Consider the following 26711-nt stretch of genomic DNA (forward strand, 5'->3'; position numbering starts at 1 on the left):
CCCCCTGCCCGAAGGAAGGTTTTTCACCGCGTATGTCTGCCACCAACACCGCCACCGCCGCCGATTGGCTCGAGGGCGCCCGCCCGCATACCTGGGCTAACGCCATCGCCCCGGTGCTGGCCGGAACAGCAGCCGCGGTGACCACCGGCGGGGCGTCCTTCCCGCGGGCGCTACTCGCCCTCGTTGTCGCGCTCGCGCTGATCATCGGCGTGAACTACGCGAACGACTACTCCGACGGCATCCGTGGCACCGACGACGACCGCTCCGGCCCGCTACGCCTCACCGGCTCCGGCCTGGTGGAGCCCAAGCTCGTGAAGTACGCCGCCTTCGCCTGCTTCGGTGTGGCCGGGGTCGCCGGAATCCTACTCAGCCTGCTGAGCGCCTGGTGGCTGATCCTCGTCGGCGCGGCCTGCATCGCGGGGGCCTGGTTCTACACCGGCGGTGAAAACCCCTATGGCTACCGGGGCCTGGGCGAGGTTGCGGTCTTCATCTTCTTCGGCCTCGTCGCGGTGCTCGGCACAGAGTTCACGCAGTCCGGGCAGATTACCTGGCGCGGGCTCGGACTGGCAGTGACGATCGGCGCGCTCTCCTCGTCCGTGAACCTGGCCAATAACCTCCGCGACATCCCCACCGACTCGGTCACCGGCAAGATCACCCTCGCCGTGCGCTTGGGAGATGCGGGCACCCGCGCGCTGTGGCTGAGCCTGGTCGGCGGTTCCGTGGTGCTCACCATCGCGCTGGCACTCGGTCAGCTCGCTGCCCTGCTGGGCCTGCTGGCAGTGCCGCTGTGGGTGCTGGCCTCCGGTCCGGTGCGCAAGGGCGCGCAGGGCAAGGGCCTGATCCCGGTACTGGGACTCACTGGCCGCGGCATGTTGCTGTGGTCGGTGATGATGCTGGTCGCAGCGTTTATCTAGCCATCTAATTCACGCCGACGCTGCTCCCCCGCTGCGCACTCACCTGCGCAGCTCCAGCCGTAGCACATGTCCCTCGGCCGCCCCCGCTGATTCTCGCCGCTCTAGTCGTGCAGGCGGTCCTGCAGCTGCTCCTGCAGCTGGCGCTTGTGCTCGCGCCGCGCGGAATCCCACTCCGCCATCTGCGCGGTCACGCGCAGCCGCAGGTTCTTAAACATCATCATGGACAGCGGTAGCGCGAGGATGAGCGCCAGCAGCGCGCTCATCAGCAGCGGGAAGAAGTTCGCCATCCCCAGCAGAATCACGATCGAGTGGATCACGAACGTCAGCACCAGGAACAGCACCAGCCGCAGGAATCCGTATAGCAAAACATCCCGCCAGGCCTTCGAGCCGAGCTTCGGCTTCTGCCCGGGCGGCCCCGGCAGCGATGGTTCAACCTGGGAGGGGTCTTGTGGATTCTGCTTATTAGTCACGCCGTCCAGCCTACGGTCACTGCTTCGCTGGGCACCAATTGCGCTTTATTTTTAGGACGTCACTCCGGCCCGCCACCGTATTCCCGCCGCTGTTCTCCTACCCACCGAGCCCGTGAGGTGGCTAGAGTCGAGGGGAGAAACTACGCCGATTTTTATGCCTTGAAGGAGCATCGCACCCTTGGGTCGCCTCATTATCCTGATCCTCGTCATCATCACGATCGTGATGTTGTGGAAGGCCTTCGGGCCGGGCAGCGGCAATTCTTCCTCAGTGGGCCAGCTGGGCCGCCGGCAGAATAAGCAGCTCGAGCAGCGGCCTCGGGCGAAGGGGCCGGACGACGACCCGGACTTCCTGTGGAATATCGAGAAGGAACGCTTCAAGAAGCGCCGCGAGCAGGAACGCCTGGCCGAAGAAGAGGCCGAGCGCGAGAAGCGGGAGCGCCTCCGCCGCCAGCGGGACGAGGACCAGCAGGACCCGCCCGCCCAGGACTAGGCCCGGCCGCGTTAAATCTCCACCCGCGGGGAGCGCCCCGTGCGGTAGTGGTCGATGAGCAGGAACAGGTTATCCCAGCGCTTGTAGAGCTTCGCCCGCTCCAGCAGGTCCTCATCCTCGAAGACCACCTGCGGATCTGCCACGTCCTCCGCGGCCACCCCGGCGTGGTCGAAGATCCGCTTCGTCAGCCCCGGCGCGATCGTCTCGAAGTGGGCGTAGTCCAGCGCCGGGTCCCCCACCGTCATATCGGAGAAGTCCAACACGCCCACGCCCTGGTCGGGTAGCCACAGCAGGTGTTCCCGCGAGAGGTCACCGTGGGTCAAGCAGCGCCGCAGGTCCGTGCGGGCTAGCATGTCGTCCACCTCGGCCATGATGCCTTCGGCGCGGGCGTACTCCGCCGCGGAGAGCTCGGGTTTCAGCACCTCGACCATGCGGTGGCGCATCACCTCGTGCTTGCCCGGCAGGGTTCGCTCCGTGTAGTTCAGCCCGTGCTGCGCCCCCTCGGTGGCCGGGCTGATCGGCACCCCGCCGACCTCGTGGACACCCGTCGCGTCACTCTGCCCCGGCCCGTCGGCCCACCAGCTCTCCAGGTTGCTGGCCGGCGGGAGGCTGGAGTTCATCGTGTGCATCGCCGCCAGCAGGCTGCCCAGCTGTTCGATGACGAGTTCCTGCTGCTCCGCGTTCATCTGCTGCCAGACGTTCGCGTCCAACGGGGTGCCGTCGATGACGGAGAGCAGAGTCACCCGGATACGCCGCTGGTTGCCAGTGAAGCGGCGCGGCACGTGGGCCTGGCGCACCGTCTGCGGCAGGCGGGCGTTGGAGCGGTGCCCCAGCGCCGCGATCACCCCGGACTCCCGGGAGGCCTGCAGGCGGTAGGCCTCGGTGTAGGGTGCGCGGACGATGACGCGGTTCGGGACCATGTCCGCGAACTCTCCCTCGTCGCTGCGTACCCCCTCCAGCAAGATGACGGCGTGGTCCATGCCCTGCTTCGGCAGGAGGATGTTCTCCCAGGCCAGGTCCTGCCAGATCAGCTTGATGAAGATCGGCAGGGTCTCCGGGCGCAGGTCCTCGCGGCTGTAGTCGTGCGCGACCTCCGTCCGGTCGATGTTCCCGGTGCGGATATCCTCCGCGCTCAGCTTGCCGATGGGCTGGAAGTTCCCAGAAGAAAAGCCGTCCTGCTGCTCTGTCACTCTCGTTGCCTCACTTTTCCCATTCCGCCTGAGCGCACAATTGCCTCAGGTATTGACCATAGGGGCTGGCCCCATGCGCGTCGGCGTTATCCCGCAACTGCTCGTCGCTGATCAGCCCCATGCGCCACGCGACCTCCTCTGGGCAGCCGACCTTCAAGCCCTGCCGCTTCTCGATCGCGCCGACGAAGTCGCTGGCGCCGTTGAGGTCGTCGATCGTGCCGGTGTCCAGCCAGGCCGTGCCGCGGGGCAGCACCTCCACGTGCAGGCGGCCTTGCTCCAGATAGGCCTGGTTGATGCCGGTGATCTCCAACTCACCGCGCTCGGAGGGCTGAAGTTGCTTGGCGATCTCCACCACGTCCGGGCCATAGAAATACAGCCCCGGCACCGCGTATGGGGAGCGCGGCTTCGCCGGCTTCTCCTCGATGGAGATCGCCTTCCCGGTCTCGTCGAAATCCACCACCCCGTAGGCGGTGGGGTCTGCGACGGCGTAGCCGAAGATCACGCCGCCATCCGGCTCGTTAAAGCGGCGCAGCTGGGTGCCCAGGCCGGAGCCGTAGAAGATATTGTCGCCCAGCACCAACGCGACCGGTTCGTCGCCGATGAACTCCTCACCGATGATGAAGGCCTCCGCCAACCCGCGTGGGGCTTCCTGCGTGGCGTACTCGATACTCACGCCGAAGCGGCTGCCATCCCCCAGCAGCTCCTGAAAGGCCCGCTCGTCGCGCTCCGTGGTGATCACGAGAATCTCGGTGATCCCCGCAAGGATCAGGGTGGACAGCGGATAGTAGATCATCGGCTTGTCGTAGACCGGCACCAGCTGCTTCGACACACTGAAGGTGATGGGCCACAGCCGCGAACCGGTGCCACCGGCCAGAATGATTCCGCGCATGATTATCTAGCCCTCCCCGTGCTCGCCGTAGCTATCGGCGAAATCGAGAGCCTCGGACCACTCCCGGCGCAGCTGCTGCTCCCAGCCACGTGCCTCCTGCCAATCAGCCAGGCGCGCGTGAACCTCTGCGAGGGCCGGGGCGGCGGCGTCCTTATCGGAAAGAACCGCATCGGCACGCTCCACGCCCCAGTCGATGCCCAACTCCGGGTCGAAGGGATCCACCCCGAACTCCCGATCCGGATTATAGGCCTCGGTGACCAGGTAATTCAGCACCGCGGTCTCGGAGCGGGCGGCGAAGCCGTGACCCACCCCGATCGGCACGTGCACCGCGTAGTTATTCTCCTCGCTGAGGGTGATCTTGACGTGCTTGCCGAAGGTCGGGGAACCGACCCGCAGGTCCACCAGCACGTCCACAACCTCCCCGGCCAGGCAGCTGACGAACTTCGCCTGCCCCGGTGGCACCTCGGCCAGGTGGATGCCCCGCACCACGTCCCGGCTGCTGCGGGAGACATTCGCCTGCGCGACGTCGAAGGGGTAGCCCAGGTGCTCGGTGAACTGGGCGGCGCGGAAGCCCTCGTGGAAACTGCCGCGAGCGTCCCCGAAAACCCGCGGGGCGAAGAGCCAGGCGCCGGCGATCGGGAGGTCGACGATGGCTGGCTCGGTGGCCGAGTCCAGGGGACGCAAGTCAACAGGCAGCTCTGCGGTACTCATAGCCCATACTTTAGCGCCCAGCCCGGACAGACAGCCGGTGCGGTGCGCGCCAGGCAGCGCCCCCGTGTTGTCGCACGCGCGAATTTTTCCATAACCTCTCCGAAGTGTTTAGCCTTTGCTAACTTTCAGCGCATGGATTCTCCCAACCGTTCAGAAGACCGGCGCATTCTTGGCGCCACCCTCGTCGGCACGACCATCGAGTGGTACGACTTCTTCATCTACGCTCAAGCCGCCGGCCTCGTGTTCGGTACGCAGTTCTTCGCCCCCGCGAGCAGCGATAACCCCAGCCTCGCGCAGGTTTTCGCCTGGGCATCGCTGGGCATCAGCTTCCTCTTCCGCCCGCTCGGCGCCGCCATCGCGGGCCACCTGGGCGATCGCATCGGGCGCAAGAAGGTGCTCGCGGGCACCCTGATCCTCATGGGTATGGCCACCACACTGATCGGCGTGCTGCCGACCTACGCCGCCATCGGCATCGCCGCTCCCCTGCTGCTTGTCTTCCTGCGCATCCTGCAGGGACTGTCCGCGGGCGGCGAGTGGGGCGGGGCCGCTCTGCTCGCCGTGGAGCACGCACCGAAGGGCCGCCGCGGGCACTTCGGCTCCTATCCGCAGATCGGCGTGCCCACCGGCCTGGCACTGTCCACCGTGGTGCTGCTGGCCATCACCGCGATCATTGGGCAGGAGGCCTACCTCGACTGGGGTTGGCGTATTCCATTCCTGCTGAGCTTCGTGCTGGTCATCGTGGGCGTCATCGTGCGCGCCAAGGTCGCCGAGTCCCCGGTGTTCCAGGAAATGCGGGAGCGTGCCGCTGAGTCCAGCGCCCCGTTGGGTGTGCTGCTGCGCGACCACTGGCGCCTCGTGATCCGCGCGGCGCTGATCTTCTCCGGTAACAACGCTTCCGGTTACATGATCATCGCCTTCATGGGCTCCTATGCCACGAAGGAGCTGGGCCACGATCAGGTCAGCGTGTTCCTCTGGGTGGTCGTCGCCGCCCTGGCGTGGATCGTGCTGACGATGTACTCCGGCGGGCTTTCCGACCGCATCGGCCGGGTGCAGACCTTCCTCTGGGGCTACGGCATGCTCATCGTGATCGCGGTGCCGGTGTGGTTCCTCATCGACTCCGGCTCGCTGTGGATCTTCGGCATCGGCATGCTGCTGTTCATCCCGGGCCTGGCGCTGTCCTACGGCCCGCAGTCCGCCCTCTACGCGGAAATGTTCCCCCGCGAAGTGCGCTTCTCCGGTGTGTCCGTGGCCTATGCCCTGGGCTCCATCCTGGGTGGTGCCTTCGCACCGATGATCTCCCAGATGCTCTTCAACCGCACCGGGATGATCTGGACGGTCGGAATCTACCTGATGGTGATCTGCCTGATCTCCGTGATCGCGCTGCTGCGCACACCCCGTAACCTCGCGGACGCCGAGCTTTAAAGCGCACCGGCTACCTGCCCCGCAAGCCACGAGCTTGCGGGGTTTTTCTATCCCAGCAGCTTTTCCGTTTGGCCGTAGCGGCGTTCCGCCGCCGCGCGGGTGTCCTCCCACCACTGCTGGTTCTCGCGGTACCAATCGATCGTCGCCGCCAGGCCCGCGGCGAAGTCGGTATACCGCGGCTGCCAGCCCAGGCCTCGCATCGAGGACGGGTCGATCGCGTAGCGGCGGTCGTGCCCGGGGCGGTCGCTCACCCAGTCGAAGTCATCCGGCTCCCGGCCGAAGGCCGCCAGTAGGTCCCGCACGACCTGCAGGTTATTGCGCTCCCCGTCCGCGCCGATGAGGTACGTCTGCCCCAGCTCGCCGCGCTCCATAATCGCCCAGACCGCGTCGTTGTGGTCGTCGACGTGGATCCAGTCGCGGACGTTATCCCCCTTGCCATACAGCCGCGGCCGCTGCCCCTGCAACAGGCCGGTGATCTGACGCGGGATGAACTTCTCCGGGTGCTGGCGCGGACCGTAGTTATTCGAGCAGTTACTGATCGTGGCCTTCAGCCCCAGGCTGCGGACGAAGGCGCGCACCATGTGGTCAGCCGCCGCCTTGGACGCCGAGTAGGGAGAGGAGGGCTGGTAGGGGGTCGTCGGGGTGAAGCGTTGCGGTTCGTCCAGTGCCAGGTCCCCGAAGACCTCGTCCGTAGAGACGTGGTGCAGGTAGACACCGTGACGCACCGCCGCCTCGGCGAGGTGCACCGTCCCATCCACGTTGCTGCGAACGAACAGCGCCGGGTCCAGCAGCGAATTATCGTTGTGCGACTCCGCCGCGAAGTGGACGATGGCCAGCCCGTCGACGTCCGGAACCTCGGCGGCGACCTCGTCGACCAGGGCGAGCACCGCATCCCGGTCCGCGAGGTCCAGCTGCGTGAATCGGAACCGCCCCGGATAGGCATCCTCCAACGGGGTGCCGTCCGTAGAGCGCAGGTTCAGCGGATTGGCGGCATAGGTCATCGCGTCCACGACGTGCACGTGCACATCCGGGCGGGTGGCTAGCGTGCGGTGGACGAAGTTCGCCCCAATAAAACCGGCACCGCCGGTGACCAGCACGTGGGTCAACCGGCGGTGGGGCGCTGCCGCTTGGTCAGCGGTTTGAGCGGTCACGAGGAAGCGTCACACTCCAAGCGTGGGTTCTAGTCGGTGGTTTAGTTCAGGCCAGCGTAGGAGTGCAGACCGGAGACCACCATGTTGATGAAGAAGAGGTTGAAGACCATCGTCGCGAAAGCGATGACGTTGATCCAGGCAGCCTTGGTGCCACGCCAACCCGGGGTTGCGCGGGCGTGCAGGTAGGCGGCGTAGAGGATCCAGGTGATGAAGGACACCGTCTCCTTCGGGTCCCAGCCCCAGAAGCGGCCCCAGGCGGCGTCGGCCCAGATCGCACCGAAGATGATGCCTAGGCCGAAGATCGGCAGGGTCCAGATCGCACTGCGGTAGGCCAGGGCGTCCAGCTTGGAGGCATCCGGCAGCGGGGAGGCGATGGCTCCGAAGAAGCCCTTTTCCTGACCCTTCGGGTGCCAGCGGCGCAGCAGGTACATCAGGGAAGCCATGCCGGAGAGCAGACCGATGCCGCCACCGATGGAGACGGTGGAGACGTGGATGACGAACCAATTGGACTGCAGAGCCGGGACGACCGGGGCGGTCTCCGCGTAGAGCTTCGTGCCACCGTAAAACAGCAGCAGGGTCACCGGGGTCAGCACCCACGGCCACATCACGCGCATCGAGCGGCGGTTGATCACCACAGCTGCGGCCACCATGGCGAACAGGGTGACGACCGCGACGTACTCGAAGAGGTTGCCCCACGGGAAGCGGTTCGCGGACATGCCACGCAGCACCAGGAATGCGGCGTGCACGGCGATGGCCAGCCACACCAGCGCCTGGGTAATCCCACCGAAGGTATCCGCGCGGTTCACGCGCTGCAGGATTGTCTCGGCGCTCAAGCTATCCGGCAGGTCCGCCTCGTCCAGGGAGGAGGTCGCGATACCGGACACGTCGGCCACGCCGTCGTCCCCCACCTCATTGGCAGCGACGTCGGTGGCGTCCGCACCGGATGCGCCAGCACCCACCGCCACCTTCTGGCGACGCTTCGACTCTTGCGGCGTGGCCTCGTTCTTCAGCACCCGGGCGCGCTCGCGGCGGGCGTCGTTCGCCAGGCGGACCAGCCCGTAGTAGAACAGGGACACCGCCAGGGCGAGCAGGTACAGCACCACCGTGGTCTTGTACGCCAGGTCAGAAAACTGCGCGAGATCTTGATTAATCTGCATGGATTATTTTCGATTCCTCAACGGACTAAAGGCATGCGCCGACCAAGGCGCATCTCTTGCACATCTAAGATTATCCCCGGCTAGCGGGAAATCCAACACTCCAGCGGCACCGGATAGTGGGAGCGACCAGCAAAAACGATTTAGCGATCGCGGAGCTGTTCGTCAAGTCCGTCGCCGAAATCCTCCTCCCAGCTACCGCTGGAAACGCTGTGCTCATCGTCCAGGTCCTCCTCCTCGAGGCCCAGGATGCGCTCCGCGGTGCGGTTGAATTCCGTACCCCAACCGGCGGAGTCGGTGCGCGCCAGGCCCGCGATCTCGACCACGGTCCCCGGCTGGCCGTCCTCCCGCGGCGCCAGGCGCACCCACAGGCGGCGGCGCTTAATCGCCAGGGACACCACCAGGGATCCCAGCATCAGCATGGAGAAGATGAATACCCAGTACAGGCTCGGGTCGTGGGCGACCTGGATGTTGATGAACTCCTTGGCGCCGTCGAAGGTGATCTCGGTGCCGTCGTCCAGGGTGACCTTCTCGCCGACGCGCAGGTTCACGCGGTCCAGCTTCTCCAGAAGGCCATTGTGCATCTGCTCCGGGTGCAGGGAGAAGATGGACTGCGCGGTGCCGGCGTCCAGGCCCGTCTGGCCGCGGTAGACGTCGATGGCCACCGCCGGGTCCGTCATCGCCGGGTAGCGAGAGGTCAGCAGCGCACCCTTCTCACCGGTGAACTCCGCAGTGGGCGCGAACAGGCCCTGGATGGCGACCTGGTTATTGCGGCGCTCCAGCTCCGTGTCGAACATGTCCGCCGGCGGGTCCCAGCGCATCGCTCCAGAGGAGAGGAAGTTGATCTGGTCGTCCGGACGGAACTGGGTGGTTTCCGTCACCGTCTCGCCGTTCGGCCACTTGATGGTGAACGTCGGCGCGTAGCCGTGGCCCTGCAGGTAGATGCGGTCACCTTCCAGGCGCAGCGGGTGGTTGACCTTCAGGGTGGTCTTCTCCCACTCCTCGTGCGGCTCGTATGCGGCGTCATCGACGGCGTAATCAATGTCCGACTGGAAGTCCACTGCCTGCCCGTTGGGCAGGTACTCCGCCTTAAAGTTCTTGACGTTGATGCAGTACGGGTGCAGGCCGGTGCCGTCGAAGAGCTGCCCGTGACGGAAGGAGTCGAAGTTACCGACCGCGGAGTTACAGAACTCGGAGTTCTCCGTATCGGCGATGACGATCGCCTGGCCCTCGTAGTAGGTGAGACGGCCAACACCCACGGCCACGAGGATGCCCACCAGGGCGAGGTGGAAGACGAGGTTCGCGAACTCGCGCAGGTAGCCGCGCTCCGCCGAGATGGACCAGCGCCCCGCGCGGTCGTCCTCAGCGGACGTCTCCGCGATGTGCCAGCCCTTGAACTCGCGGCGCAGCAGCTGCTTCATCGCCTCCGGCTCGGTGTCCACGGTGCCGGAGATGTGATTCGGCATCCGCTTGAGCACCTTCGGCGCCCGTGGCGGGGTGGAGCGCAGCGCCTGGTAGTGATCCCAGCTGCGTGGCAGGATGCAGCCCACCAGCGAGATGAACAGCAGCACGTAGATCGCCATGAACCACGAGGAGCTGAAAACGTCGAATAGGCCCAGCTTGTCGAAGACCTCTGCGGTCTTGCCATTGGCGGCGATGTAGTCGGCCACCTTGTCCTGGTTCAGCGAGCGCTGCGGCAGCAGGGCGCCGGGGATCGCGGCGAGGGCGAGCAGGAAGAGCAGCACCAGCGCCGTCTTCATCTTGGTGAGCCACTGCCAGGCACGTTTGGGCAAAGCCAGGATCAGCCGAGCGGGGTTCTTCCCGCCGCCTGGCTTCGTACCGGCCTTGTGCTCAGTCATGAAAATGCCCTTTCACATTGTTCGCGCACACGCTCTACGCACCCGTTAGATCGGCAGCGTTGTATCACTGATGAACGCGTCCCGGATCCACTCCACAAATATTGCCCACTGCCCGGTGAGCAGCAAAATCCCAACAATCACCAGCAAGATGCCGCCGACCACCTGGATGCGGCGCGAATGGCGGCGCAGGAAGCCAACACCTGCCAGCGCCCGGCGCGACCCCAGAGCCAGCAAGATGAAAGGCAGCCCCAGGCCGATGCAGTAGGCGATGATCAGCAGCACCCCGCGCGCGGCGGTCGTGCCCTCGGTACCCGTGGAGACGGAGATGATCGCCGCGAGCGTCGGGCCCAGGCAGGGCGTCCAACCCAAAGCGAAGATTCCGCCGAGCAGCGGGGCACCCGCCAGGGTCGTCCAACGCTTCGGCGCCATGCGAGTGTCGGCCTGCAGCGGGGTGATGAAGCCCATGAAGACCACGCCCATGAGGATCGTCACCGCGCCACCGATGCGCATGAGCAGCTGCTGGTTGATCATCAGGGTGCTGATCAGGCCAAAGACCGTCACCGCGGCGAGCAGGAAGATCACGGTAAAACCGGCGACGAACAGCAGCGCCGCAGCGCCCACGCGTCCCCTCTTATTCGCGACCTTCGTGCCCTGCTCGGTGAACTCGGTGTCCGCGCCGACCACGCCAGCGAGATAAGAGATATAGCCCGGCACCAGCGGAATCACACACGGCGAAGCAAAGGAGACCAGGCCCGCCAGCGCGGCCGCCAGCATCGCAAGAACCAGCGGACCGGCGGAGACCGTATCCGCGAAACGCTGGCCGATATCCCCCGCAGCGAGGGTCAACACAGCCTGCTCCGGGCTCAGCACTTAAGCACCCTCCCCGTCCCCGGCGCCGTCTTCCTCGTCGAGGATGGGCTCCAAGACATTCCACAGCTCATCGTCGGTGACTTCCTTGAGGAAGATGTGGGCCGGACGGTGCTGCTTATCCAGCACGATCGTCGTCGGGATGACGGACGCCGGGATACCGCCCAGCCGCAGCGCGGACTTGAACGGTGGGTCGTAAATGGACGGGTAGGTGATGCCGTAGGTGCGCACGAAGTTCTTCGGCTTCTCCCGCGACGGATCGCGGACGTTGATGCCCAGGACGGTGCCGTCGCCGCGCTTGACCAGCTTCTCGTGGACGCGCTCCAGGTCATCTGCCTCGGAGCGGCACGGTCCGCACCACTGGCCCCAGGTGTTCAGGACGACGGCCTTGCCGGCGTAGTCCTCCAGGTTGATCTGCTCGCCTTCCTCCATGAGGGACTCGCCGGTGAGGTTGGCGACTTCCTTGCGCTCCTCCTGCGGGTAGCTGATGGAGGTCTGCCCGCCTGGGGAGACGAATTCGAAGGTGCCACCGACCGCGACAGCGTCGTCGCCGGTCGCGCCCTCCCCGCAGGCGGTGAGCCCGCCGAGGGAGACGGCGGCGGTGAGCAGTGCGGCCAGTGCGGCGCGGCTGCGTGACCGGAGGTTGGGACGGGTGCTCCTCAGATGGGCGCCTCGTCGCGACATGGGGCCTACCTACCTTTCTGCTGCTATTCGCTTGGGTTGCGACCCGTTAAATATCGGCTGCGGGCTCGGAGTAGATCATGTCCACCAGCTCCTTGCCCTCGAAGATCAGGGAGGTCACGCTGGCGAGGTTGCACTGGCGGGCGGCCGGGTTGTGGGCCAGCTTCTGGCCGCGCACGTCGCGCTGGATCATCACGATCGGCAGCTGGTGGCTCACGATCACGGCCTCGGAACCGCGGGCAGCAGCGCGGGCGGATTCCACGGCCTCCCACATGCGGTCGCGGATCTCGGTATAGGGCTCGCCCCAGCTCGGCTCGGCCGGGCGGCGCAGCATGTGCCAGCGCTTGGGGTTCCACAGCGCGGAGCGCACCCCCTTGATGTGCAGGCCTTCGAGGTCGTTGCCCGCCTCGATGACCCGCTCATCGGTCTGGATCTCCAGGCCGAGTTTCTCGGCGAAGGGCCGGGCCGTCTCCTGCGCGCGCTGCAGCGGGGAGGCCACCAGGTGGGTGACGTGGTGGTCGGCCAGGTCGGCGGCCGTGGCATGAGCCATGTTCTCGCCGCGGGCGGAGAGCCGGTAGCCGGGGAGGCGACCGTAGAGGATCCGATCCGGGTTGTGGACCTCGCCGTGGCGAACCAAATGCACGATGGTTGTCATGCTTGTCGAGCTTACCGGCCGACCCGGCCTGCGCCTAAGCCTCCGCGGCGGCGGCTGCCTTCGCGGCTGGCACGAGGGCGGCCTCGAAACGCTCGAAGTCCGCGTCCGTCAGCGCGGTGGAGACGAACCAGGTCTCGAACACGCTCGGCGGGGCGAAGATGCCGTTGTCCAGCAGCTCGTGGAAGAAGGCCGGGTAACGGAAGGTCTCCGCGGCCTTCATCTCCTCGAAGTTGGTGCCCTCGCCGTCCGCGAAGCGCACGGAGAACATCGTCCCGGCGCGCTGGATGTGGTGCTCCACGGACTCCCGGTCCAGCGCCTCGGTGATCAGCCCGATCAGGCGCTCGGCGTTGGCGTCCAGGGTGCGGTAGGCCTCCTCATCCGCCAGCTTCAACGACGCCAGTCCGCTGGCCATCGCGACCGGGTTACCGGAGAGGGTGCCGGCCTGGTACACCGGGCCGACCGGGGCCAGGTGGTCCATGATCTCGGCGCGGCCACCGAAGGCTGCGGCGGGCAGGCCACCGGAGACGACCTTGCCGAAGGTCGTGAGGTCACCGGCCACGCCGTCCTTGCCGAACCAGCCCTGGTAGCCCACGCGGAAGCCAGTCATGACCTCGTCGACGATGAGCAGCGCGCCGTTGGCGTGCGCGACCTCCTTGAGCTGGGCGTTGAAGCTGGTGCCGTCCGCGGTGATGGAGGAAACGGTGCCCATGTTGCCCGGGGTGGCCTCGGTGATGATGGCGGCGATCTGGCCCTCGTTCTCCGCAAATGCCTTCTTGACGGCCTCGATGTCGCGGTACGGCACCACGACGGTATCGCTGGCGGCGGCCTTGGTGATGCCCGGAGAGTCCGGCAGGCCGAAGGTGGCCACGCCAGAGCCGGCGGCAACGAGCAGGGAGTCCACGTGGCCGTGGTAGCAGCCCTCGAACTTCAGGATCTTGTCGCGACCGGTGAAGCCACGGGCCAGGCGCACGGCAGACATGGTGGCCTCGGTGCCGGAGTTAACCAGACGGACCTTCTCCACGCTCGTGCGGTTCACGATCTCCTCGGCCAGGTCGACCTCCAGGGAGGTCGGGGCGCCGAAGGACAGGCCACGGGAGGCGGTCGACTTCACAGCCTCGACGATCTCCGGGTGGGCGTGCCCGTGGATCATCGGCCCCCAGGAGCACACCAGGTCCACGTAGCTGAGGCCATCGGCATCCTGCAGCTGGGAGCCGGAGGCGGAGGTGATGAAGGGGGAGGTTCCACCGACCGAGCCGAAGGCGCGCACCGGGGAGTTCACACCCCCTGGGATGAAGCGGCGTGCCCGCTCCATCGCCGCCGCGCTCTCGTGGTGGCGCTCCTCGGCTGCCGCGTTGACGTTGGTGTTGGTCGAAGCCATCGCCTACATCGCCCTTTCTTTAAAGATCCTCGTGGGTTTCATGCACTATGCCCCTCATCCTACCGATGGCCCCGGACACCCCTGCCGGCCCGTGGGGCCGGCTGGCGAGCAGGCTTCTGGCCTAGCAAGCCGACTGCGCCGGGCGCGGCTGTTCACCCCGGCGCGCGAACATCTCGACCCCTAGCGACCGGCGACGCCGGGACCGGTGATGTGTTCCTGCAGTTCCCGGCCATCCTCCGTGGCGTTCAGGCGCGCGCTCTCCACGAACTGCTCGCGCTGCTCCGCCCGACGGCGGCGCTCCCGGCGGCTGCGCAGCCGCTCGACCCAGCCCTGCCAGGTGTGCGTGTGCCGCATCGTGGCGGCGTTGTAGTTATGCCGCAGGATGCGGGAGCTGCGCCACTCGATGACGGTGGAGCTCAGCAGCATGACCACCGTGGCGGCCATCGGGTTCATCACGCCCGCCACCGCCAGGGTGATCGCGATAGCGTTATACGCCCAGGCCAGCCACACATTCCAGTCCACGGTGTTGCGCACGTGGCGGACGAAGTTAATCAGGGTGGGGATCGCCATGACGTCGTCCCGAAGCAGGACCACGTCCGCGCTATCGGCCTCCGTCCGGCTCGGGGAGCCCATGAGGATGCCCACATCCGCCACCCGCAGCGCGCCGATCGAATCCTGATCGCCAACCATCGCCACCCGGTGCCCACGGGCATGCACGCCGCGCACGGCCTTGGCCTTCTTACCCGGCACCACGCCGGCCAGCACGGTAGACGCCCCGATGGAATCCGCCAGGTGGCGGGCCACCGGGTACATGTCGCGGGACATCATCAGCGTCTCCACCCCCATCGATTCCAGCTCCTCGATCGCGAGGGCGGCGTCGTCCTTAAAAGCATCGGCGACGTTGATGACGCCGCGGTCCTTACCCTTCCAGGACACGACGACGGGGCTGCCACCGGACAGCGCCGCGGAGGCCAGGTGCGGGTCGCGCACCTCGCCCAGGTCCTTTGGCCGCCAGACCCGGGCGGTGACGCGACGGACGTTCTCGTCATCCGTCAGCTCCGGGGAGGCCGGCAGCTCGTGCCGGTCGCGGCGCACCACGTCCTTATAGTTCTTCCCCTTCGGCGGGACCGGGACGTCGATGGAGCCCACAAACGTGCCCTCGGCGTTCACCTTCACCTCGCCGGTTTCCAGCCACACGGGGATGGTGTCGAAGCCGGAGTTCGCGTCGCGGGTCTCGCGGTCCGCGCGGACGATCGCCTTGGAGACCGCGTGCTCGGACTCCATCATCAGCGAGGCCGCGACGCGCAGCACCAGCTCCGGGTGCTCCCCGTGCGCGACCGTCAGGTTCACCACGTTCATCGGTGCCCGGGTGAGCGTGCCCAGCCGGTTGAAGATGATCGAGTCCACGCCGGAGAGCCGGTGGATCGTCGCGCTATCGCGCAGCAACATGCCGTAATTCGCCGCCCGAGCCAGGCCCAGGCGCAGGGCCAGAGGCGCGGAGAGTGCCAGCGCCACCGGACCCACCGCCGCGAGGACAGAAAGACTGGTCGCCACGGCCGCGTCTAGGGAGCCGTTGAAGATCAGCCACATGCAGAAGTTCACCACCGCGATGGCAAAAGCCCACGGCACCAGCAGGCCGGCCGAGCGGTTGGTGATCTGCGCCATCCGGTTCTCGTCCTGCGCGGCGTGGGTGAACCAGCGCCCCATCGCGGCCAGGCGGGTGTGCGAGCCAGTGGCGTAGGCGCGCACCTTGAGCGTCTGCCCGTGATTCGTCGCCCCGGCGTAAATCCGATCGCCGACCACGAGCTCCTTCTTGCGATCCACTCCCCCGACCGGCCCCATGTCCACGACGCCGCGGCCGCTGATAACCTCGCCGTCCACCGGGCACGTCATTCCCGTTTCCAGCAGGACGTCGTCGCCGCGCCTGATCTCCGCGGTGGAGATGACCTTCTTCTCCGACTTGTTCTTCCGAATGACGGTGATCGGCTCGTTCTTCGGCGGTTGCAGCACCGCCAGCACGGCCCGGGTGCGGATCTGGTTCCGCCGGGAAAGGAGGCGACCGAAGAGCAGCAGGATCGTCACGCCGCACGCGACGTCGAAAAAGATCGCACCCTCGAAACTCGGATCCGACCAGGTGCGGGCCAGCCACACGGTGTTGGCCCGCCACGTCGGGTCGGAGGCGGAGGTCGTGATCAGGGAGAGCACGGAGAAGCCGTAGGCCAGCAGGATCGCTAGGCTGCTCGCCCCGTCGAGGGCGGACATGCTGCGGCGCACACCGGCGACCATCGCGCGGTGGAAGGGCCAGGCCGACCAGCCGACGACGACCGTGGACAGCGCCAGGCACACCCACTGCCACCAGTCGAACTGCAGGGAGGGGATCATCTGCATCGCCACGACAGGCAGGCCGAAGACGACCGCGATGATGAGCCGCCAGGCGGTCACCAGCTCGCGGGCGGTGTGCAGCACCTCACCGGCGCGGGCCTCCCCACGGCGGCGCGCCCCCGCACCCTCCTTGCGGCGCCGGGCGGCCATGATGGCACGCTCGCGGGCGGATTCGCGGCGGGACCGGATGCGCGGGTCCTGCTTCGTCAGTCGCGTGGCGCGGCGGCGCAGCGAGGAGGCGGTGAGATGCCCGCGGATCCCGGCGTCCTCGAGGTGGCGCTGCACCTCGTCGGGCCGCACGCTATCCAGCGCGGAGATCCACACCATGTTGGCGGAGTACACCACCACTGCCTCGACCCCGTCGATGGCGTTGAGCTCGTACTCCAGGGAGGTCGCCTGCGCCGCCGACTCCAGGTTTTCCAGGTGGAAGGCGTAGGACGAAAGTCCGTTGCCCGTGCTGAGCACGTTGCTGTGTTCTTCGGCGTCGTACTTTTCGACGTCCACGCCGGCCGCTTCGGCCGCGCTGCGGGCCTGCGCGATCGCCAGGTCGAGTTCCTGGATGTCGTCGCCCCGCCCGGGTTGGGGTGTGGAGAATTTTCCCGCCATCGGCTCAGCTTAGGCCTTATCTTCGCTATCGGCACTCTCATCCTGGGACTTCCCCCAGGGGATGCGACGCTTCTTTCCACTCTTGTGCTTATCGCGCTCGCGGCGGGCCTGCTCATATTCTTCGGCATAGCGCTCGACCTCTTCGCGGCTCGGGATGCCGAACCACTCCTCGTTACCGGGGCGGGACATGAACCACATGCCCACGCCCGCGGTCACGCCGGCCAGGATGCTGAGCACCCCGAGGGCGAGGACGAAGCCGACCGCCATCGTCGATGGCCCGGAAGACAGGCTCATCAGCACCGCGGTGAGCATGAGGTAGACCGAACCCACGTTGAGGAACATGCGGGAATACACCGCGCCTCGCCCGGCGCGCAGCGTGAGCCACGCGCAGATCAGGGCAGCGATGACGAGCCAGGCGGTCGTCAGGGCATTCGTCCCCAGGACGAGGGTGTCGATGGAGACGTTCTCCGTCACCTCGTCGGGAACACCGGCCCCCTCCTCGATCGTCTTGGTGACGGTGCGCCGCAGGTCGCGGTCGTCGCTCAAGTTCGCGGCGAACTGCACCAGGGCGTAGAGGATCTGCAGGCCGCTGACCGCCAGCCAGGCGCGCACGCCCAGGCGGACGTTCTCCGGGGCCCCCTTGAGGCTCGGCGCCAGGCCATCCGGGCGGCCCACCTTCGGTGGCTTCGGCAGCTCCGGGGGCGTGCCCGGGTTCGGGCTTCCCTGATTCCTAGAGCCATTGCCAGACTGCCGCTGATTGTCCCGCCCCTGAGGGTTGTTCCAACCGGGCCCGACCGGGCCGCCGTCCTCCGGCTTGGGGTAGCCGGGGATGTGCCCGTTATCGGGGCTGGCCTCCCATTGCCGGCCCTGCTGGCCGCGCGGCCGCGGCGGACGGGACTGCCCGGAGGGAGTGGGAGAAGAAGAATTGCTCATAAATCGCAGATCAAGGGGTCGTGGGGAGAAAATACGTGCCGACAATCAGCGGGATTGTCGGCACATCCTTCGGCTAGCCGCGCAGCATCTTCGCGACGGTCGTTGCCCAATAGGTCAGGATGATGTCCGCACCGGCGCGGCGAATCCCCGTCAGGGACTCCATGATCGCCGGCTCCAGATCGATCCAACCGTTCTGGGCTGCTGCACTGATCATCGCATATTCACCGGACACCTGATAAGCGGCCACCGGAACCGGGGACATGTCCGCGACCTCCCGCAGCACGTCCAGGTACGGCATCGCGGGCTTGACCATCACCATGTCCGCACCCTCGTCGATATCCATCTGGGTCTCCAACAGGGATTCCCGGCGGTTGCGGGGGTCCTGCTGATAGGTGCGGCGGTCGCCGGTCAGGCTGGATCCGACGGCCTCGCGGAACGGGCCGTAGAAGGCGGAGGCGTACTTCGCGGAGTAGGCCATGATGGAGACGTCCTCGTGACCGGAGGCGTCCAGGGCCGCGCGGATGACCGCGACCTGGCCATCCATCATTCCGGACGGGCTAACGATGTGAGCGCCGGCGTCCGCCTGGGCGACCGCGAGGGCGGCGTACTGCTCCAGGGTGGCGTCGTTGTCCACGATCTGCTGGCCGAAGGCGTCCTCGCCCTGCACCCCGCAGTGGCCGTGGTCGGTGAACTCGTCGAGGCAGGTATCGGCCATGACGAGGATGTCGTTGCCGAACTCCTCGCGGATCGCGCGGAGGTTCTTGTTCAGGATCCCCTCCGGGTCCACGCCCACGGACCCGGTGGCGTCCTTATCCTCGTCCAGCGGAACACCGAAGAGGTCGATGGAACCCACGCCCGCCTCCGCGGCTTCCTCGACGGCGCGCAGCAGAGAGTCGGTGGTGTGCTGGTAGACCCCAGGCAGGGAGCTGATCGGCTTTGCCTCGCTAAGGCCGTCCGCGACGAACATCGGCAGGACGAGCTGGCTCGGGTTCAGGCTGGTCTCCGCCGTGAAATCGCGCATCACCGGGTTGGTGCGCAGGCGGCGCGGACGGCGGGGAATATTGAACTGCAGCTGGGAATTCTGTGCGGATTCAGACATAGCACCGATGGTACGCCACGGGGCAGACACCACTGTTGGCCCAGCCCGCAGCGTCCCGACTGGCTACGGGTTCCGGCTGGCTACGGGGGTTCCGTGGCTAACTGAGCCTACGGGGTGGGGTTTAGTCGGTGGCTTCGTCGGCCAGGCGCACGGCCCAGGTCACGGTCTCGTCGCCTTCGTCCGTGATCCACAGGGCCTCAATGGTGGCCCGCAGCCCCGCCGAACCTTCCACCTCAGCGAGCAACTCCGCGGGCGGATGGATCATCGTGCCGAGCAGCGTGCGCCGCACCTCCGCCCCGGCCAGCGCCTCACCGGCCTCCGCGATGAGCAGTGGCTCGCGCGGTTCCTTAAAGTCCGGGGTGCCCACCTCGCCGCGCACGTGCAGCCGAACCTCGCTGGGCACGTGCGGGCTGGCGATCACGAACGGGTCCACGGCGTTCACCGCGGGCAGCTCGCCCCAGGCTGCCAGCCCGATCTGCTGCTTCTGCCCCTTGGGCCCGCCCCACGCACTCGTCGCGAGGATCGGGACGTCCTCCCCCTGAGCGAAACCCTCCGGGAGGCCATCGAACTCAGCGAGCGGGCGCACCGGGACGACGTTGCGGGTGTCCCGCGGCGGTGTGCCGCCAGCTGGGCTGGAACCGCCGTGCTTCTTCTTTGCTGCCATGGCCCCTACTTCACCACAACATGCCCCGTCGCGCCGCGTTCGGCGTCCACAAAACGGTGGTTGACGAAGGTGTACGTCCCCGCCTCCGGGAATTCCGCCTCCACGAATCCGCCCTGCGCGGGCTGAAGGTCGAGTGCCTGCCCAGCACCGGAAGGCTGATTACGCACCGTGTAGGCGCCCTCCTTGTACATCACCGGGAATTGCGTCCCCACGATATGGAAACTCTCCGCGATATTCGGGCCAGCGTTGAGCAACCAGAACCGTGCCCGCTGCCCTGGCTCCAGGCGCAACGGGGACTGAACGTACTGGTTCTCCAGCCCGTTAAACACCACCGCGCTCGGTTGGGCGGCCTGCAGGAGCTCCTCGTCTACCGGCTGCTCCGAGTCTGAGTCCAGGCCGTAGACCTCCGACTGCACCAGCAGGAACTCCTTGTCCACCGGATCCAAGTCCGGCGGATCGATGATCACTGCGCCGAACATGCCGGCCGCCACGTGCAAGCTCATCGGCATTGTCGCGCAGTGGTACATCCAGATCCCGGCGTTATCTGCAGTGAAACGGTAAGTCAGCTGCTCCCCCGGGGCAATGTCCCGCATGGGCTCATCCGGGGAGACGATGCCCGCGTGGAAGTCGATGGAGTGGTTCATCGTGCCGGAGTTCTTCAGCACGATTTCGAAGGTATCCCCGACCTTGCCACGCAGGGTTGGTCCCATCGGTTTGCCGTTGAAGGTCCACCAACCGCGGGTGGCTCCGCCTTCGTGCGGGGTTCCCTGGACCTGCTGGACGTCGATCGTGATCCGGTGGGTGCGGTTCGCGCTCGCCGGTGCGAGTTCCGGGTCCCGCATCCAGGCCGGGTCGAGCGGTGTATCGGGGATTTCCTCGCCTGGGCTCCCGGAGCCGGCACCATGAGCAGTGTGTTCCGACCGGGTTCCTCCGCCGGAAGTCTGTGACGCATCGCCATCGCCGCTGGTGTGGACCATGAAGGTCATGCCCTGCATGCGGTGCCCCGCAATGGTGCACCACCCTTCCACGTCCGCGCTGATGATTCCGGCGTCGAGCACACGAGTGTCGCCCGGGGACACGCGCCCCGTTTCGGCCCCGGTTGCGAGTTTCAGGTCGTGGTCCTGCTTGTCATCGTTGGTGAGCACGAGTTCGAGTTTGTCGCCGGGCTCTACGGTAACACTGTCGGGATGGAAAGCCATGCCCTTGGCGGACACCTCCACCCGCACGGTGTTGCCCGTAGGGACGACCTGCGAATCGGTAGCAGTGTTCGTGGAGCCACCCGATCCGCCGAGAGCTGCCCCGCTGGCGAGCACCAGGGCAATCGTCGCGATGGCAGCGGCTACTTCGGCGACGCCACCGCGCCGTGTGCTGCCCACCGGGTTCTCGCGGTTTTCTGACACCCCTGTGGTTGCCTCGCCGGGTTGCTCTGCGGGCTCGTTCTCGGGGCGCTCGGCCACTGTCTCTCGGCGCCCACGCGCGAAGGCCGCCAGGCGTGCGCCTTGAGCCTTAACCGCCCTAGGAATCAGGGGCACCACGAGAGCGAGTGGCAGGAGGGTCAGCACCGACACGGCAACCTTCAGCCAGCTACTGATCGGCAGCAGCCACACCGCCAAACCCAGGTTCAGCAGCACCGTGCGGAATGGTCCAGCCCAATCCAAAGCCTTCAGCCCCGCGGTAACGGCGGGGCGTGGGCCACCAATCGTGGTCGGCAGCAGATAGCTCATTACTCCCAGCAGCAGCTGGGCCGCAAAGCCCACGGTCAACGCCAGCGTTGGCAGCGTGGCCTCGCTGGCCGGGGTGCCGATGGCGATCTGACCTGCGAGCCGCAGCAGGCCGCCGATGAGCCACAGCGGAGCAGCCACCATGGCCACGCCCGCAAACACCGGTGCGCTCCCGCTGAAGATCCCCTGCAGAACTGCTGGGGCATAGGTAGACAACAGGATCCCCCAGGCGGCCACATAAGCGACAAGCCCGCCAAGGACCACGAAGCGCTGGTCAAGGAGCGCGCCACCGCCGATGCTGAGGACTCCAATCCCCTGCAGGATGATCACGCCCCACAGCCGCCGAGCCGCATGCCCCACCCCAGGACGTCCGTCGCGTGTCTTGTCGCTGCCCAGCGCGCTCTGCAGTTGCGGGGCGAGGAATGTCAGGCTGGCGGACGCAGCAAAGCCCAAAAAGCCCAGCACGTTCACCGCGGTGTGTGCCAGCAGGAGGCGTTCCTGCCACGGTGAGGGCATGCCCACTGCCAGGAGTGCGCCCGCGATCGCGCCAATCGGTAGGAACAGGGCTGCAAGAATATATGCGCTGACGGGCACCAGCGGCAGGCTGTGCTGCATGTGTGCTCGAGCTTTGCGAGCCTGCCGCAGCAGGCTTAGTGCGTGCGAGCACAAGCTCAGCCCCACGATCGCAGCACCAGCGACGGTGATGCTGTGCGCGATCGTTAACGCGGCATCGAAAGCACCTTCGGCCCCCTTGCCGAGCTGACCGATCATCGTCAACGCAATACCTGTGTTGAGCACCCAGATGCGCCTCAGCTGGCGCGGCCGAGCGGAATCCGGGCATCGCTGGTCTAGCAGCTGTTCGGTGAAGCGTTGGGACCACACGACGATGGAGTTGGTCACCGCACCCAAGGTCAGCAGGTGGATGAGCACCCAGCGGTATTCGGGCAAAGCGGGGTGCACGAACCCGGCGACCAGCAGGAGACTCAGCCAAATGTTGACCGGGCGCCCGGCTCGCCGGTGCCACGACCGCCGACTATCATGCGTCCCAGATACTCCTTTTCCCATGTTTCTAGCTTACTGGGACGCGCAAACCCGCCGGCATCACGTGCCGACGGGTGTCATGGCTTCTCCCCCTACTTCGCCGTTGCGTTCTGCTCGCTCGTCTTCTTCCGACGGCGACGACGCTTGCGCGGCGGTGGCAGCTGCCCCTTCGCTCGCAGGTCCGCCACGTGGGCGGCCAGGGCATCCACCAGCTCCGGAACGCCGGCGACCTCCGGCATGACGTCCACCCGCAGCCCGTGTTCCCGGGCGGTCTGGGCAGCCATCGGGCCGATGCAGGCGATGATGGTGCGCGAGTGTGGCTTACCGGCGATGCCCACCAGGTTCTTCACGGTCGAAGAGGAGGTGAAGCACACCGCGTCGAAGCCGCCGGACTTGATCATGTCGCGAATCTCCGGGGCCGGCGGAGCGGCGCGGACGGTGCGGTAGGCGACGACGTCGTCGACCTTCCACCCCAGCTTCAACAGCCCCTCGACCAGGACCTCCGTCGCGATGTCCGCGCGCGGCAGCAGCACCCGGTCGACCAGGTCCAGGTCCGGATCGCGGGCCGGGAACACGTCGACGATACCGGAGGCGTTGCGGGCGTCGTCCTTGGGCAGCAGCTCCGGGGTGATGCCCAGGGCCTGCACCGCGCTGGCCGTCTTCGGACCCACCGCGGCCACCCGCACACCAGCCAGGGCGCGGGCGTCCAGGCCGAAGTCCTGGAGCTTCTCCCAGGTCGCCTTCACCGCATTGACGGAGGTGAAGACCACCCAGTGGTAGTGACCATCCACGAGGTTCTTGATGGCGCGTTCCATCTGCGCCGGGGTGCGCGGCGGCTCGACGGAGATCGTCGGCACCTCCACGGGAATCGCGCCATGACTCGCCAGGCGCGTGCTCATCGGGGCGGCCTGCGCCTTCGGGCGCGGCACCAGCACGGTCCAGCCGTAGAGGGCGCGGTTCTCCCACCAGGAGTACTTGCTGCGGTTGCCGGCCTGGGAGCCGATCGTGACCAGCAGCTGCTCCGGCAGCTCGCCTTCCTTCGCGGCTGGCCCGGAGGCCGCCGCGACGGACTTCAGGGTATCCAGGGTGACGTCGTAGCTGCGCTGCTTACGGGTCGTGCCGTACAGGGTGACGGTGGCCGCGGTCGAGCCCGGGATGTTGCGTTCCTTCAGCTCGGTGGCGATGGTGGCCAGGTCGCTCGGCGCGGCGGTGAGGATCAGAGGCAGCCCCGCGGAGGCTAGCTGGTCCCAGTCCGCCCCGCCACGCACGTCGGCCTCCGTGAAGTCCGAACCGACGCCGATGCCCGTGAACGCGGGCACCGCGACAGACCCCGTCATGCCAGGGACGACCTGGAAGTCCACACCCAGGTTCGCGACCTCCTGCAGCTCCATCATCACAGCCTGGTTGGACAGCGGGTTGCCAGCCACCAGGCGGATGACGTCCTCGCCCTCGCGGGCCAGCGCGACCATCTCCTCGGCGATCTGGCTCGCGGTCAGCTGCTGGACCGGCTCGGCCTCCCCCTCTGCAACGGCCCCCTCCCCAACGAAGGGTGCGGCAAGACGGATTTCAGCCGCGGTCGGCGGTGCGGGACGGGGCGGCTTCCGGCGAGCGCCCGCCTCCTTCGCCGCGGCGACCTTGGCCTGCCACTCGGCCTCGGCAGCATCGATCTTGTGCTGTGGGACGGGCACCTGGGCACCCACCAGGGCACGCACGCCTTCCAGGACCTCGGGGTCCACCCACGCGTGGGCGGTGCTCTCCAGGGCCTTCTGGGCGCGAACGGTCAGCAATTCCGGATTTCCGGGGCCGGCACCAACGAACAGGACGCGGCCTGTCCCCTGCGGGGTAAGTCCGGAGGTAGTCATACTGATCTTTTCCATGTCATTTCGGGGCAGTTCCGAAGGGGAACGCTCTTTCGGGTGGCGGGGTGAGGCAGCTCGCAGCACCCCACCCTGGGGTTCCGCGAGCCCACTGTTAGCTCTCGCGGGCCTCCGCCACGAGTTCTGCGGCTCCGGCGTCCAGCAGGATCCGGCCGATCTGGGCGCCGACGCCGGCGGCAGCCGCACGCCAGTCGCCCGCCAGGTCGATGTCCACGGTGCGGGTCTCCAGCAGCTTGCGGGAGCCGTCAATGGCAAACACACCACCGGTCACGGTCAGCTGGTTCTGCTGCTCGTTGAGGGTCGCGTGTGCGGCCACCGGGGCGGAGCAGCCCGCCTCCATGGTGGAGAGCACGGTGCGCTCGCCGACCACGCAGGCATAGCTCGGGATGTGGTTCTGCGCAGCCACGGAGTTCCAAGCCTCCTCGTCATCCGCGCGGACCTCCACGCACAGCGCGCCCTGCGCCGGAGCGGGCAGGATGAGCTCCGGGTCGATGGACTCGGCGGCCTTGTCCAGCCAGCCGACGCGCTCCAGCCCGGCGCGGGCGAGGATCACGGCGTCCAGGTCGTCGCCGACCCGGCCCATGCGGGTGCCGATGTTCCCGCGCAGCGGCAGGATCTCCAGGTCCGGGCGCAGGGCGCGCAGCTGAGAGACACGACGTGGCGCGGAGGTGCCGACCTTCGCGCCCTCCGGCAGCTCCATCAGCTTCTTGTTATCCACGCTGATCAGAACCTCGCGGGAGTCCACGCGCTCCGGAACCACCGCGCGGAAGCGGGCGTCCGGGGCGGTCGGCAGATCCTTGAAGGAGTGCACCGCCACGTCGCATTCGCGCTCGTCCAATGCGGTGCGCAACGTCTCGGTGAACACACCCACGCCGACCTTCGCGACCGGGATCTGGGAGGCCTGGGAGGCATCCCCCGGGGTGTGGACGATATGCAGCTCGGCCTCGTAGCCGGCGTCGGCCATGCCCTGGCGGACATGGCCTGCCTGCGTGGTAGCCAGCGTGGAGCCACGCGTACCGACGAGCAAACGGCGGTTATCTGTCATCGTCTTTCCCTCCTGGGGTCGAGGCCTGAGTCAGGTCCTGGTAGGTCGAGCGGTACACGGCCCGCGCGGCGGATACTCGATTTTCTTGCGGTTTTTGCTGCTTCCGCTGCCCACTGCCCGCGTTCGCGCCCTTCACCGCGCTGACCTGTTGGGTCATGCCGGTTGGAAGGTTGAACAGGGCAGCCAGGGCATCGGGGTAGCTGACGGACTGGCCCGCCGCGGAGAGCTTCTTGGCCTGCACCGTCGGGGTGTGCAGCAGCTTTTCCACGAGGCGGCGCATCGAGCGGTTCACAGCCTCGCGGTCCTCGTCGGACATCCCCGGCGTCTGCCGCTGCAGCGCGAGCATCTCGTTGCTGAGCGCGTCCATCGCCTGCTGGCGCAGGGCCTTGACGGTGGGGACGACGGCCTGGGCGCGCTGCTGCTCCAGGAAACCCTCGAGCTCCTCGGCGACGATGCCGCGGGCGGCGTCCTCGTCCTCGATGGTGTCCTCGGTCATCCCGGTGAGTTCTTCGATGTTGAGCAGCGCGACCCCCGGCACGTCGGCCGTGGCCTGCTCGATGTCGCGGGGCATGGACAGGTCGATGAGGACCTGCTGGCGACCCTCCCGGACCTTCTGCGCAGCCTTGATGTCCGCCGCGCTGACGACGGTTCCCACCGCACCCGTCGCGGAAACGACGATGTCCGCCCCCGTCAGCGCCGCGGGCAGTTCGTCCAGGCCGATGCCGCGGGCCGGCACGCCTGCCTCCACCGCGTGGGAGGCCAGCTGCTCAGCGCGCTCGACGGTGCGGTTCGCGACGGTCACGTGCTCGATGCCGAGACGGCCGAGGTGAGTGGAGGCGAGGGAGGACATCGCGCCGGCCCCGATGACGACAGCACGCCGCCCGCTCAACGCGGTGCTGCTGGCCTCCGGGATCCCGAGCACGGTCAGGGCCTGGTCGAGGGCGAAGCTGACCATCGAGGAGCCGGCGGAGTCGATCTCCGTCTCGCTGTGGACGCGCTTACCGGTGCGCAGGGCTCGCTGGGTGAGATCGTGGAGGGTGCGCCCGACGGTGCCGGCCTCCTTCGACTCCTCGTAGGCGCCGCGGAGCTGGCCGATGATCTGCTGTTCCCCCAGCACCATGGAGTCCAGGCCGGAGGCAACGTTGAGCATGTGCTCCACCGCGGCGTCGGAGTAGTGAACGTAGAGGTGCGGTTCCAGGTCGCTGTCGGCGAGCCCGGAGTAGGTGGCGATGGTGTCCACGATGTGGTCGAGGCCGGGGTGGAAGGCATTGGCGACGGTGTAAAACTCCATCCGATTGCAGGTGGACAGAACCAGCGCCTCGGAGAGGGAGTCGTGATCCAGCAGGGCACTTTCCAGCTTGGGAAGGTCGCTATCGACCGTGGAGACCTGCTCGAGGAGGGATACCGGGGCGGAGCGGAAGGAAAGCCCGACGAGCAGCACGGCGGCGGAACCGGTTTGGACGTGCCCAGCCATCGGTCTTGCGTGCCTCCTCGCGAACCGGGAGTCGGACC

At 67.2% G+C, this 26711-nt stretch carries 22 protein-coding genes; 3 read left to right on the forward strand and 19 right to left on the reverse strand.

The features are described from left to right. Nucleotides 1-32: 32 nt before the first annotated feature. The gene (locus tag QP997_RS04435; protein ID WP_284780567.1) at nucleotides 33-914 is read left to right on the forward strand and encodes a 1,4-dihydroxy-2-naphthoate polyprenyltransferase; all 882 of its coding nucleotides are present in this window, start codon (nucleotides 33-35) and stop codon (nucleotides 912-914) included. Between the two features lie 101 nt (nucleotides 915-1015). Here the strand turns inward: QP997_RS04435 and QP997_RS04440 are convergent, their stop codons facing one another. Then, on the reverse strand, nucleotides 1016-1384 hold the full coding sequence (locus tag QP997_RS04440) for a DUF4229 domain-containing protein (RefSeq protein ID WP_083317319.1): 369 nt from the start codon (nucleotides 1382-1384) through the stop codon (nucleotides 1016-1018). Between the two features lie 178 nt (nucleotides 1385-1562). Between QP997_RS04440 and QP997_RS04445 the strand changes: the two genes are divergently transcribed. Next, the gene (locus tag QP997_RS04445) at nucleotides 1563-1874 is read left to right on the forward strand and encodes a hypothetical protein (protein WP_284846350.1); all 312 of its coding nucleotides are present in this window, start codon (nucleotides 1563-1565) and stop codon (nucleotides 1872-1874) included. Nucleotides 1875-1885: 11 nt separating this feature from the next. Here QP997_RS04445 and QP997_RS04450 read toward each other — a convergent pair whose 3' ends face one another. From QP997_RS04450 to rfbC, 3 genes are read right to left on the reverse strand one after another with little or no spacing between them, the layout of a single operon-like run. Then, nucleotides 1886-3064, reverse strand: a complete 1179-nt coding sequence (locus tag QP997_RS04450) for a phosphotransferase family protein (RefSeq protein WP_284846351.1) — start codon at nucleotides 3062-3064, stop codon at nucleotides 1886-1888. A gap of 10 nt (nucleotides 3065-3074) precedes the next feature. Next, nucleotides 3075-3953, reverse strand: a complete 879-nt coding sequence (rfbA, locus tag QP997_RS04455) for a glucose-1-phosphate thymidylyltransferase RfbA (RefSeq protein ID WP_070761109.1) — start codon at nucleotides 3951-3953, stop codon at nucleotides 3075-3077. 6 nt (nucleotides 3954-3959) lie between these two features. After that, nucleotides 3960-4664: a dTDP-4-dehydrorhamnose 3,5-epimerase gene (gene rfbC, locus QP997_RS04460; protein WP_284758350.1), complete on the reverse strand. Its 705-nt coding sequence runs from the start codon at nucleotides 4662-4664 to the stop codon at nucleotides 3960-3962. Nucleotides 4665-4706: 42 nt separating this feature from the next. On the opposite strand from rfbC, the gene QP997_RS04465 reads away from it, so the two are divergent. After that, nucleotides 4707-6086: an MFS transporter gene (locus QP997_RS04465; RefSeq protein ID WP_070761113.1), complete on the forward strand. Its 1380-nt coding sequence runs from the start codon at nucleotides 4707-4709 to the stop codon at nucleotides 6084-6086. 47 nt (nucleotides 6087-6133) lie between these two features. On the opposite strand, the gene rfbB is transcribed toward QP997_RS04465, so the two are convergent. The 15 genes from rfbB to QP997_RS04540 form a co-directional block, all read right to left on the reverse strand. After that, nucleotides 6134-7237: a dTDP-glucose 4,6-dehydratase gene (gene rfbB, locus QP997_RS04470; protein ID WP_284846352.1), complete on the reverse strand. Its 1104-nt coding sequence runs from the start codon at nucleotides 7235-7237 to the stop codon at nucleotides 6134-6136. Between the two features lie 41 nt (nucleotides 7238-7278). After that, nucleotides 7279-8394 (reverse strand): c-type cytochrome biogenesis protein CcsB, encoded by a 1116-nt coding sequence (ccsB, locus tag QP997_RS04475; protein ID WP_284846353.1) that lies wholly within the window; start codon nucleotides 8392-8394, stop codon nucleotides 7279-7281. A 140-nt stretch (nucleotides 8395-8534) separates the two neighbouring features. Then, a complete protein-coding gene (locus QP997_RS04480; protein ID WP_284780579.1) occupies nucleotides 8535-10250 on the reverse strand; it encodes a cytochrome c biogenesis protein ResB in 1716 nt (571 codons plus the stop codon). Nucleotides 10251-10295: 45 nt separating this feature from the next. Further along, complete coding sequence (locus QP997_RS04485) at nucleotides 10296-11120, reverse strand: cytochrome c biogenesis CcdA family protein (protein ID WP_284780580.1); 825 nt, start codon at nucleotides 11118-11120, stop codon at nucleotides 10296-10298. Further along, on the reverse strand, nucleotides 11121-11801 hold the full coding sequence (locus tag QP997_RS04490) for a TlpA family protein disulfide reductase (RefSeq protein WP_284846354.1): 681 nt from the start codon (nucleotides 11799-11801) through the stop codon (nucleotides 11121-11123). A gap of 46 nt (nucleotides 11802-11847) precedes the next feature. Continuing rightward, entirely contained in the window at nucleotides 11848-12453 is a 606-nt protein-coding gene (locus QP997_RS04495; RefSeq protein WP_070758566.1) for a histidine phosphatase family protein, read from the reverse strand. Nucleotides 12454-12487: 34 nt separating this feature from the next. After that, nucleotides 12488-13831, reverse strand: a complete 1344-nt coding sequence (gene hemL / locus QP997_RS04500; protein ID WP_284846355.1) for a glutamate-1-semialdehyde 2,1-aminomutase — start codon at nucleotides 13829-13831, stop codon at nucleotides 12488-12490. 180 nt (nucleotides 13832-14011) lie between these two features. Next, complete coding sequence (locus QP997_RS04505) at nucleotides 14012-16819, reverse strand: heavy metal translocating P-type ATPase (protein WP_148811576.1); 2808 nt, start codon at nucleotides 16817-16819, stop codon at nucleotides 14012-14014. A 9-nt stretch (nucleotides 16820-16828) separates the two neighbouring features. Continuing rightward, nucleotides 16829-17752 (reverse strand): MFS transporter, encoded by a 924-nt coding sequence (locus QP997_RS04510; RefSeq protein WP_284846356.1) that lies wholly within the window; start codon nucleotides 17750-17752, stop codon nucleotides 16829-16831. Nucleotides 17753-17825: 73 nt separating this feature from the next. Continuing rightward, nucleotides 17826-18851 (reverse strand): porphobilinogen synthase, encoded by a 1026-nt coding sequence (gene hemB / locus QP997_RS04515; RefSeq protein WP_187441021.1) that lies wholly within the window; start codon nucleotides 18849-18851, stop codon nucleotides 17826-17828. Nucleotides 18852-18972: 121 nt separating this feature from the next. Next, the gene (locus tag QP997_RS04520) at nucleotides 18973-19515 is read right to left on the reverse strand and encodes a hypothetical protein (protein ID WP_284846357.1); all 543 of its coding nucleotides are present in this window, start codon (nucleotides 19513-19515) and stop codon (nucleotides 18973-18975) included. Nucleotides 19516-19520: 5 nt separating this feature from the next. Further along, complete coding sequence (locus QP997_RS04525; protein WP_284846358.1) at nucleotides 19521-22196, reverse strand: multicopper oxidase domain-containing protein; 2676 nt, start codon at nucleotides 22194-22196, stop codon at nucleotides 19521-19523. Nucleotides 22197-22369: 173 nt separating this feature from the next. Further along, nucleotides 22370-24154, reverse strand: coding sequence for a bifunctional uroporphyrinogen-III C-methyltransferase/uroporphyrinogen-III synthase (locus tag QP997_RS04530; protein ID WP_502870431.1), 1785 nt, complete (start codon nucleotides 24152-24154; stop codon nucleotides 22370-22372). Between the two features lie 94 nt (nucleotides 24155-24248). Further along, a complete protein-coding gene (gene hemC / locus QP997_RS04535; RefSeq protein WP_284758329.1) occupies nucleotides 24249-25199 on the reverse strand; it encodes a hydroxymethylbilane synthase in 951 nt (316 codons plus the stop codon). Continuing rightward, on the reverse strand, nucleotides 25189-26673 hold the full coding sequence (locus QP997_RS04540) for a glutamyl-tRNA reductase (RefSeq protein WP_284846360.1): 1485 nt from the start codon (nucleotides 26671-26673) through the stop codon (nucleotides 25189-25191). The genes hemC and QP997_RS04540 overlap by 11 nt, the downstream gene beginning before the upstream one ends. Nucleotides 26674-26711: the final 38 nt, after the last annotated feature.

It is taken from the genome of Corynebacterium sp. MSK039, assembly GCF_030232315.1.
Taxonomy (GTDB): Bacteria; Actinomycetota; Actinomycetes; order Mycobacteriales; family Mycobacteriaceae; genus Corynebacterium.